This window comes from Ectobacillus sp. (assembly GCF_056992975.1).
Map to the genome: position 1 here is coordinate 1 of NZ_JBXKMX010000289.1, position 10,087 is coordinate 10,087.

Here is a 10,087-nt window from a genome sequence, read left to right on the forward strand (position 1 = left end):
TATATAAAGCATTTAAACAAAATGAAGAGCGGCGTAGAGATTGATTTGTTGAAGGTTGCGAGCAAAGTATTTGAAACAATTGCTATGGCAAAGGTATCAACATCGGCGCAAGAAGCAGTTATCTCAAACTTTTTAGGGGATAAAGATGGAATTAGCGTAAATGATGATCATCTTTTATATGATGCAAAGCAAAAGGTGCTTGCTTTGTATGAAGCCGGCTATAAGCCGCCCGTACGAAACAAGATTCCGGTAGCTGGCGAAACTGGGTATGCAACGTTATTGATTGGGGCAGAGACGATGTACCAATCTGGCTATATATCAGAATATGATGTGAAAATTGCGAAGAAGCTTGCCTATGTCATTGCCGGTGGGAAAGTACCATACGGAACAGAGGTTGATGAACAATATCTGCTTGATTTAGAGCGCGAAGCATTTTTAAGTTTGATTCAAGAGATGAAATCACAAGCAAGAATGCAGCACATGCTTACAAAAGGTAAGCCACTTCGTAATTAAGGGGATGGGAAAATGAGAGAAGCTGTGATTGTAGCAGGTGCAAGAACGCCGGTAGGGAGAGCGAAGAAGGGCTCGCTTGCTACGGTTCGACCGGATGATTTAGGAGCGTTAGTGATTAAAGAAACATTGAAGCGAGCAAACCAATATGAAGGGCACATTGATGATATTATTATCGGCTGCGCGATGCCAGAAGCAGAGCAAGGGATGAATATGGCTCGGAATATCGGGGCATTAGCTGGGATTTCTCATACGGTGCCAGCTGTTACGATCAACCGCTATTGTTCATCAGGTCTCCAAAGTATTGCCTACGGTGCAGAACGTATTATGGTAGGAAATGCGGATACCATTCTTGCAGGGGGAGCAGAATCGATGAGTCTCGTTCCCATGATGGGACATGTAGTCAGGCTTAATAGTAAATTAGCAGAGCAAGCGCCCGAATATTATATGAGCATGGGTCATACAGCTGAACAAGTGGCGAATAAATATGCGGTGAGCCGTGAAGAACAAGATGCGTTTGCAGTCCGCAGTCATCAACGCGCAGCTGCAGCATTAAAAAATGGAAAGTTTGACGAGGAAACGGTTCCGGTCGAAGTGACGATTCGAGGAGTCGATGATCGTAATAAGCCTTACGAAAAAACATTTACGTTTGCAAAAGATGAAGGGGTTCGGGTAGAGACAACGCAAGCCGTTCTCGGTCAGCTTCGTCCAGCCTTTCATGTTCGTGGTTCTGTTACAGCTGGAAATTCCTCGCAGATGAGCGACGGAGCAGCAGCGGTTCTGTTGATGGACCGTGAAAAGGCTGTATCTGAGGGACTTCAGCCGCTAGCTAAATTCCGTTCGTTTGCCGTAGCAGGGGTACCTCCTGAAGTGATGGGGATTGGACCAGTAGCTGCCATTCCGAAGGCACTGCGTCTTGCCGGACTAGAGCTTTCTGATATTGGTCTCATTGAATTAAATGAAGCATTTGCATCACAGTCCATTCAGGTTATTCGGGAACTTGGGTTAGATGAAGAGAAGGTCAATGTAAATGGAGGGGCCATTGCACTTGGTCATCCGCTTGGATGTACAGGTACAAAGCTTACCCTTTCTCTTGTTCATGAAATGAAGCGTCGCGGTGAGCAATTTGGCATTGTCACAATGTGTATTGGCGGAGGAATGGGCGCAGCTGGGGTATTTGAGTTGTTGTAATAAAAAATAGGGGGCATAGTTATGGAAAAAACGGTTGGTAGTGCAGTAAAGGGCGGAAGTTTTTTACTTGATGAAATTACACATCAGCAGGTATTTACCCCAGAGGACTACACACAGGAGCATGAGTTAATTGCAAAAACGACAGAGGATTTTATCGTAAATGAAGTGTTACCTGAACTAGAATATTTAGAGCAACATGAATTTGAACGGTCCGTACGATTGTTAAAAGCTGCAGGAGAACTAGGGCTGTTAGGTGTAGATGTGCCAGAGGAATACGGCGGGATTGGTCTAGACAAAATTAGCTCGGCTCTCATTACGGAAAAGTTTGCACGTGCGGGAGGATTCGCTATTTCTCACGGCGCTCACGTTGGGATTGGTTCGCTTCCGATTGTTCTGTTCGGAAATGAAGAGCAGAAGAAAAAATATTTGCCTCTTCTTGCGACCGGTGAAAAACTGGCAGCATATGCTCTAACCGAGCCAGGATCAGGATCGGATGCACTCGGTGCCAAAACGACAGCTCGTCTGCATCCAAACGGAACACATTACATTCTAAACGGAGAAAAGCAGTGGATTACCAACTCAGCCTTTGCGGATGTATTTGTCGTCTATGCAAAAATCGATGGGGAGCATTTTACAGCCTTTATCGTAGAACGGGAATATCCAGGTATCTCCACAGGTCCTGAGGAAAAGAAAATGGGCATCAAATCGTCTTCTACTCGTACGCTAATTTTTCAAGATGCACTTATACCGGTAGAAAATGTGCTTGGAGAAATTGGAAAAGGCCATATCATTGCCTTTAATATATTGAATATTGGACGCTATAAGCTTGGTGTCGGAGCCGTTGGATCATCGAAGCGTGCACTGGAAATCTCAGCGCAATATGCAAATCAACGCCAGCAGTTTAAGCAGCCAATTGCCAAATTTCCGCTCATTCAAGAAAAACTAGCAAATATGGCGGTAAAGACCTATGCAGCCGAAAGCTCAATCTATCGTACAGTTGGCTTGTTCGAGGCACGCATGGGTACGCTGACAGAGGAAGAAGTGAAAAATGGAAAAGCGATTGCAGCAAGCATTGCAGAATATGCAATTGAATGTTCCTTAAATAAAGTATTTGGCTCAGAAGTGCTCGATTATGTTGTAGACGAAGGCGTGCAAATTCACGGGGGATACGGCTTTATGGCAGAATACGAGATTGAAAGAATGTACCGTGATTCTCGTATTAATCGCATTTTTGAAGGAACAAATGAAATTAACCGGTTGCTCGTGCCAGGAACATTTCTTCGCAAGGCTCTAAAGGGCGAGCTGCCACTTTTACAAAAAGCACAACAGCTTCAAGAGGAAATGATCATGTTAACGCCGGAAGAAGTTGGTACATCACCTTTGGAGCAAGAAAAATACCTTGTTAAAAATGCGAAGAAAATAGGGATTATGATTGCCGGGCTTGCCGTTCAAAAATACGGAAAGCTTCTAGATAAACAACAAGAAATTCTTGTTAACATTGCCGATATTGTAAGCAATGTATATGCAATGGAATCGGTAGTCCTTCGTACAGAAAAGGCAATTGCTACAAAGGGAATAGACAAGAATAGACAAAAGCTTCTGTACACAGAAGTATTTTGCCAAGAAGCGTTCCAGCAAATTGAAGCACATGCGAAGGAAACACTTGTAGCCGTAGAAAGCGGAGATTCCCTTCGTATGCTGCTATCGGCACTTCGTAAATTTACCCGTTATACTCCTGTAGATGTAATTGCCAAGAAGCGAGTAATTGCTGCGAAGATTCTGGAAGAAGAAGCATACACCTTGTAATTTCAATTCAATTTGTGTGAAAAGGCTAAATGGAGACTGTGCTCGTAAGTAGCGCAGTCTCTATTTATTCTCATATTTTAAAAAATCACTGTATAGGAAAAATGGATATACGTATGATAGAATGAATGATAAGAAAAGGTGGGTGAAATGATGACGGTAACATTCTATACATACCCGAAGTGTGGAACGTGTCAGAAAGCAAAAAAATGGCTAGATAGTAACGCTGTTTCCTATGACGCCATTCATCTGATAGAGAATCCACCAAAAAAAGAGCTGCTACAGCAGTTTTATGAAAAAAGCGGTTTGGAACTTAAAAAATTTTTTAATACGAGTGGTATGAAATATCGTGAGCTCGGCTTAAAGGATCAATTAAAGAAAATGAGCGAGGATGAAATGCTGGATCTACTAGCATCAGATGGTATGCTCATTAAACGTCCCATTGTGACAGATGGTAACCACGTAACAGTTGGCTTCAATGAAGAACAATTTGATAAAATGTGGAAATAATTGTTGGTACGTACCAAACTTGGTATTACTATAATTTTATTTAGGTGGAGGGGAATGTAATATGAGTATCCCAAAAGAGTATCGTTATTCTGAAGAACATGAGTGGGTTAAAGTTGAAGGAAATAAAGTGATTGTAGGGATTACAGATTTTGCACAACATGAACTAGGTGACATTGTATTCGTAGAATTACCTGAAGTAGGAACAGAATTGAAAGCCAATGAACCGTTTGGCAGCGTGGAGTCAGTGAAAACTGTTTCTGAATTGTATGCACCTGTTAGCGGTAAAGTTTTAGAAATTAACGAAGAATTAAGTGATAGCCCAGAGCTTGTTAACGAATCTCCATATGAAAAAGCATGGATGGTAGTACTAGAAATTAGTGATGCAAGTGAACTGGAAAACTTACTTTCTGCTGAGAAATACGAAGCATTAATTAGCGAGGAATAGGCGAGAGCATCCTATTAGGCAGTGTATTGCCTGCAAAAAAGAGGCAGCACGTGCTGCTTCTTTTTTGCATCTTTGGATAAGCCAAAAGGAATCACCGTGAAAAGAAAGAATATACTATATACAATTGTACTACAGTCCAAATTAGTCAGGTGATGCTACGTGAAAGAAGTAGAAAAAGTGATTATTGTGGAAGGTAAATCAGATAAACAAAAAATCGCATCCATTATTAAAGAACCGGTAGAAATCGTCTGTACAAATGGAACGATTAGTTTAACAAAGCTTGATGAATTAATAGATGAATTTCATGATAAAGAAGTCTATATTCTTGTCGATTCAGATGACTCAGGAGATAAATTGCGAAAACAATTTATGCGAGAATTTCCACAGGCAGAGCATTTATATGTGGATCGGTCGTATCGGGAAGTTGCAACCGCACCTATGTCCCATCTTGCAACAGTATTAGTAGGAGCAAATATCGACATTTATACGGAATATTTATAGTAGGGATGATATGGATGGAAGACTGGACAGCTAATGAAGTAACAGAACGTATTGAACAAGATGAGCGAACAATCTTATATGTATATACGCCTTTATGCGGGACGTGTCAGCTTGCCAATAAGATGCTAACCGTTGTAGAAGCGGCATTGCCAACACTACGTATAGGAAAAATAAATTTAAACTATTCACCAGATCTTGCGATTAAATATGAAATTGAAAGTGTTCCATCTTTGTTAATTTTTCAAAATGGACAGTTGCAAAAAAGGGTGTATGCATTTCAATCGGTAGAATATTTATATTATGAGTTGAAGACGCTGGTAGACTAGGCGACATATATTGTCGCCTCGACATATTTCTCGGGAAATAGAAAGAAATTTACAGGAACCGCTATAACCAAAGATTGCGGGAGTGACTCTAATGAAACTCTATTCATCGTTACAATTATTCGTAAAATATGCAAATGAACAACAATTTCTTGAACCTCTCCTTCCTTCTCAGCAATGCAGCGTAACGCTTCACTATGAGCAGGAACGTTATAATCTTCACATTTCTAAGAATGGTGCTTCTATAGGAAAGGAAGAAACTTCCACTAATACATTACATATTCAAACAGAACAAGATCTTCAGTCCTTACTGACGGGAGAAATTCCCTTGCAGCGTTTACTTCGAAGACAGGGGATTGTGTATGCTGGTTCCCTCCGTACCTTGCTTTTAGTAGAGTCGATATTCTTCATTTGCAGGCAGCAGGATCGTAAAATCTAAATAAGTAGTAATCCGATTGAATCACTTATTTTTGTTGACATTCCGTTATAAGATTGATAGAATATAAAAAGTATAATCATAAAACTTTATAACAATACGAAATCAGACGTAACAATCTGGTTTTCTCTTATTTAGAGAGGTGGAGGGACTGTGCCCTGTGAAACCCGGCAACCGTCAGCTTAGTGTTGAAATGGTGCCAATTCCTGCAAAGCATGTATGCTTTGAGAGATGAGAGAGAGGATATAGAATGATACAACCCTTTCTGCTCATTTACGTAGATAGGGTTTTTTGTTTTGTTAAGACAGCTTAGGGGAGGAAAACACGGATGATTCAATTAGAGCAAGTACAAAAGCTGTATCGTACAAAAACCGGTACGATCACTGCCGTGCAGGACGTTAACCTTGAAATTGAACAAGGTGAAATCTTCGGTGTGATTGGTTATAGCGGAGCGGGAAAAAGTTCATTGATTCGTATGTTAAATCAACTTGAACAACCTACTGCAGGAAAAATTACGATTGCAGGACGGATTATATCAGCAATTAAAGGTAAAGAATTGAGAATTGCACGTAGAGAAATCGGAATGATTTTCCAACATTTTAATTTGCTTTGGTCCAGGACGGTGTATGAAAATATTGCTTTTCCCTTGGAAATAGCAGGAGTTGGCAAAGAAGAACGAAAAGAACGCGTAAATGAATTAATTCAGCTTGTTGGTCTCCAAGGACGTGAGGATGCTTATCCTGCTCAGCTAAGCGGCGGTCAAAAGCAAAGAGTGGGGATAGCGCGTGCTTTAGCTAATAATCCGAAAGTATTACTGTGCGATGAAGCGACTTCGGCATTGGATCCGGAGACGACGGATCAAATCTTAAATCTACTTCTTGACATTAATAAACGGTTAGGACTGACGATTGTATTAATTACACATGAAATGCATGTTATTCAAAAAATTTGCAACCGCGTTGCAGTAATGGATGCAGGCTCTATTGTAGAGATTGGCGATGTGCTAGATGTGTTCCGCAATCCGAAGCAAGAAATTACGAAGCGATTTGTATCACAAATTACGGATGCTGAAGGTGCAGAAGATACAATCGATGACTTAGTAGAAAAGTATCCTGCTGGTGTCGTCGTTCGCTTGCAATTTGTACGAGATGCGATTCAAAAGCCATTTATTACAGAACTTATTCGTAACACCATTGTCGACGTGAGCATTTTACAAGGAAAGATTTCTCCAACATCGAACGGCTCGTACGGAAATGTAGTCGTTCATCTCAACGGGTCACCAGAAGATATTGAAAAGGCACTTGCCTTTATTACACAGCAAGAGGTTGAAATGGAGGTGATTGCTCATGCTTAGTCTTTTTCCAAATGTAGATTGGGGCGACATGTGGCAAGCAATCGAAGAAACCCTATACATGACAGCTATTTCAACAGTGGCAACATTTGTATTGGGACTTTTACTTGGATTGCTACTATTTATGACAGCAAAGGACAACCTATGGGAAAACAAAGGGATTCACACAATTGTAGGGGCCTTCGTAAATATCTTTCGTTCTATACCCTTTATCATTCTCATTATTCTACTCATACCTTTTACGAAAATAATAGTAGGTACCATGCTAGGTGCAGAAGCTGCATTACCCGCTTTAATTATTGGGGCTGCACCGTTTTACGGGCGTATGGTAGAAATTGCTCTTCGTGAAATTGACAAAGGAGTCATTGAAGCATCGAAGGCGATGGGAGCAAAAACAAGTACAATTATTTTGAAAGTACTCATTCCTGAATCCTTACCAGCATTGGTATCAGGTATTACTGTTACAACAATTGCCCTTGTTGGATATACCGCAATGGCTGGTGTCGTTGGGGCAGGAGGACTGGGTACGTTAGCATTTTTAGACGGCTTCCAACGTTCCCATAATGATGTAACTTTTGTAGCAACTATATGTATACTCATTCTTGTATTCATCATTCAATTCATTGGGGATCAGATTATAACTCGCATTGATAAACGGTAATTGGCAATGGTGATTTCATCCGCTATTGCTTCTATATAAAAAATAAAGGGGATTATCAAGTATGAAAAAAACAGTATTTGCAGTATTCATAGCAGTGCTAGTACTAGCATTGTCAGCTTGTAGTGGGAAAAGTGAAACAACTTTAGTAATCGGTGCTGCTAATGTTCCACATGCAGAAATTTTAGAACAAGCGAAGCCTATACTTGAGAAAAAAGGAATTAAGCTTGAAATTAAAAAATTCCAAGACTACGTATTGCCGAACCAAGCGTTAGCGGATAAAAGTATTGAAGCAAACTATTTCCAACACATTCCTTACTTAGAAAAGGAAATGAAGGACAAGGGTTATAACTTTGCGGTAGCTGGTAAAATTCATATTGAGCCAATCGGATTTTACTCTCAAAAATATAAAGATTTAAAAGATCTTCCGAATAATGCGAAAATTATTATGAGTAACTCTGTTACAGATCATGGTCGTGGATTAGCTTTATTACAAAAAGCTGGATTGATTAAACTAAAAGACGGCGTAGATCCTGTTAAAGCTACTGTAAAAGATATTGCTGAAAATCCTAAGAATATTACATTTAAAACGGATATTGAACCAGGATTATTGCCTCAAATTTATAAAAATAACGAAGGCGATGCAATTATGATTAATTCCAATTATGCACTTGATGCAGGCTTAAACCCTGTCAAAGATGCAATGGCACTTGAAGGACAGGATTCTCCTTATGCGAACGTAATTGCAGTTCGAAAAGGTGATGAAAACAAGCCTGAAATTAAAGAATTAGTGAATGTATTGCATTCTAAAGAAATTCAAGACTTTATTAAAACAAAGTATAAAGGTGCAGTTGTTCCTGTTAGCGAATAATTTGTATGTAGCGAGTACGCAATAGAATATGTCTCATTACGAGGTTGGAACAACGATTACGTTGGTCCGCCTCGTTTTTATATGCAAATTATTCAAATGTAAAGCGAAATAAAAAAGGAAATATGACGTTTTTTCAACATTTTTACCATTTGATAAATCTTTTCAATTGATATAATATTGTATTGAGAATACAATGAGAATTAGAAATGTTTTAAACTAATTATTATTTTAGATAGATATAAATGGAGGTAATATGATGGCTAGTTCTACTTTAACGATTAAAGACTTGCATGTATCCATCGATGGCAAGGAGATTTTAAAAGGAGTTAACTTGGAAATTAAGGGCGGAGAAATCCATGCAATCATGGGTCCGAACGGAACAGGTAAATCTACTTTATCTTCTGCAATTATGGGTCATCCTAAATATGAGGTAACATCAGGAAGCATTACGCTAGATGGTAAAAATGTATTGGAAATGGCAGTAGATGAACGCGCTCGTGCAGGTCTATTTTTAGCAATGCAATATCCAAGTGAAATTAGCGGGGTAACAAATGCTGACTTCTTGCGTTCTGCTGTTAATGCGCGCCGCGAAGAAGGCGATGAAATTTCACTTATGAAATTCATTCGTATGCTAGACAAGAAAATGGATTTTCTTGAAATGGATTCTGCGATGGCACAACGATATTTAAACGAAGGTTTCTCAGGCGGAGAGAAAAAACGTAACGAAATTCTGCAAATGATGATGATTCAACCAAAATTTGCAATCCTTGATGAAATTGACTCCGGTCTTGATATTGATGCACTAAAAGTTGTTTCTAAAGGTGTTAACGAAATGCGCGGAGAAGAATTAGGCTGCTTAATTATTACTCACTATCAACGTTTATTAAACTATATTACACCTGACTTCGTACACATTATGATGAACGGACGTGTCGTGAAATCAGGTGGATCTGAACTTGCTCAGCGTTTGGAAGCAGAAGGATATGATTGGATTAAACAAGAACTAGGAATTGAAGAAGAAGAAGAGCAACAAGCGTAAGCGAGGAGGATAAACATGACAATCGGCACAACAATCGATCCAGAATATATTCGTCATATGGCAAGCACAGAACCAGCTTGGTTGACAGAATTCCGTTTGCAAGCTCTTGCACAAGCTGAAAACCTGCCAATGCCAAAGCCTGATAAAACAAAAATTGACAAATGGAACTTTGTCAATATGAACAAGATTGCAAAGCAAGAACCAGTAAGTTCACTCGAAGAACTTCCTGAAAACATAAAGAAACTCGTAACAGAAGAAACGAAAAATGTACTTGTGCAACGAAGCAATACAAAAGCATATGTTGAACTATCCGATGAAGCGAAGGAAAAAGGCGTCATCTTTACAGATATTCTTACAGCAGCAAGTGAGCATGGGGAACTGTTGCAAAAATATTTGATGAAGGATGCAGTGAAAGTTGATGCAAATCGTCTAACTGCTCTTCATGCAGC

11 protein-coding genes, 2 pseudogenes and 1 riboswitch are annotated in these 10,087 nt (G+C 39.7%); all 13 genes and pseudogenes read left to right on the forward strand.

The features are described 5' to 3' along the window. Window positions 1-513, forward strand: a pseudogene (locus AC11ZT_RS13150) (3-hydroxyacyl-CoA dehydrogenase); the annotation flags it as partial. A 12-nt stretch (window positions 514-525) separates the two neighbouring features. Continuing rightward, window positions 526-1,701: an acetyl-CoA C-acetyltransferase gene (locus AC11ZT_RS13155; RefSeq protein ID WP_484060035.1), complete on the forward strand. Its 1,176-nt coding sequence runs from the start codon at window positions 526-528 to the stop codon at window positions 1,699-1,701. 21 nt (window positions 1,702-1,722) lie between these two features. Beyond that, window positions 1,723-3,507: an acyl-CoA dehydrogenase family protein gene (locus tag AC11ZT_RS13160; protein ID WP_484060036.1), complete on the forward strand. Its 1,785-nt coding sequence runs from the start codon at window positions 1,723-1,725 to the stop codon at window positions 3,505-3,507. 150 nt (window positions 3,508-3,657) lie between these two features. Continuing rightward, entirely contained in the window at window positions 3,658-4,014 is a 357-nt protein-coding gene (locus AC11ZT_RS13165; RefSeq protein WP_484060042.1) for an arsenate reductase family protein, read from the forward strand. A 61-nt stretch (window positions 4,015-4,075) separates the two neighbouring features. Then, window positions 4,076-4,459, forward strand: a complete 384-nt coding sequence (gcvH, locus tag AC11ZT_RS13170; protein ID WP_484060037.1) for a glycine cleavage system protein GcvH — start codon at window positions 4,076-4,078, stop codon at window positions 4,457-4,459. A 159-nt stretch (window positions 4,460-4,618) separates the two neighbouring features. Then, a complete protein-coding gene (locus AC11ZT_RS13175) occupies window positions 4,619-4,960 on the forward strand; it encodes a toprim domain-containing protein (protein WP_379970403.1) in 342 nt (113 codons plus the stop codon). A gap of 14 nt (window positions 4,961-4,974) precedes the next feature. After that, window positions 4,975-5,286, forward strand: a complete 312-nt coding sequence (locus AC11ZT_RS13180; protein ID WP_484060038.1) for a thioredoxin family protein — start codon at window positions 4,975-4,977, stop codon at window positions 5,284-5,286. 91 nt (window positions 5,287-5,377) lie between these two features. Further along, window positions 5,378-5,722 carry a hypothetical protein gene (locus AC11ZT_RS13185; RefSeq protein ID WP_484060039.1) on the forward strand — a complete coding sequence of 115 codons (345 nt, stop codon included), beginning with the start codon at window positions 5,378-5,380 and terminating at the stop codon, window positions 5,720-5,722. Between the two features lie 124 nt (window positions 5,723-5,846). Further along, window positions 5,847-5,957, forward strand: a riboswitch (SAM riboswitch). 90 nt (window positions 5,958-6,047) lie between these two features. Then, entirely contained in the window at window positions 6,048-7,073 is a 1,026-nt protein-coding gene (locus AC11ZT_RS13190) for a methionine ABC transporter ATP-binding protein (RefSeq protein ID WP_484060040.1), read from the forward strand. Further along, on the forward strand, window positions 7,066-7,731 hold the full coding sequence (locus AC11ZT_RS13195; protein ID WP_484060041.1) for a methionine ABC transporter permease: 666 nt from the start codon (window positions 7,066-7,068) through the stop codon (window positions 7,729-7,731). The genes AC11ZT_RS13190 and AC11ZT_RS13195 overlap by 8 nt, the downstream gene beginning before the upstream one ends. A gap of 61 nt (window positions 7,732-7,792) precedes the next feature. Beyond that, the gene (gene metQ, locus AC11ZT_RS13200; protein WP_379970398.1) at window positions 7,793-8,599 is read left to right on the forward strand and encodes a methionine ABC transporter substrate-binding lipoprotein MetQ; all 807 of its coding nucleotides are present in this window, start codon (window positions 7,793-7,795) and stop codon (window positions 8,597-8,599) included. Window positions 8,600-8,855: 256 nt separating this feature from the next. Next, entirely contained in the window at window positions 8,856-9,638 is a 783-nt protein-coding gene (sufC, locus tag AC11ZT_RS13205; RefSeq protein WP_379970396.1) for a Fe-S cluster assembly ATPase SufC, read from the forward strand. Window positions 9,639-9,653: 15 nt separating this feature from the next. Further along, window positions 9,654-10,087 (forward strand): annotated as a pseudogene (locus AC11ZT_RS13210) (Fe-S cluster assembly protein SufD); the annotation flags it as partial.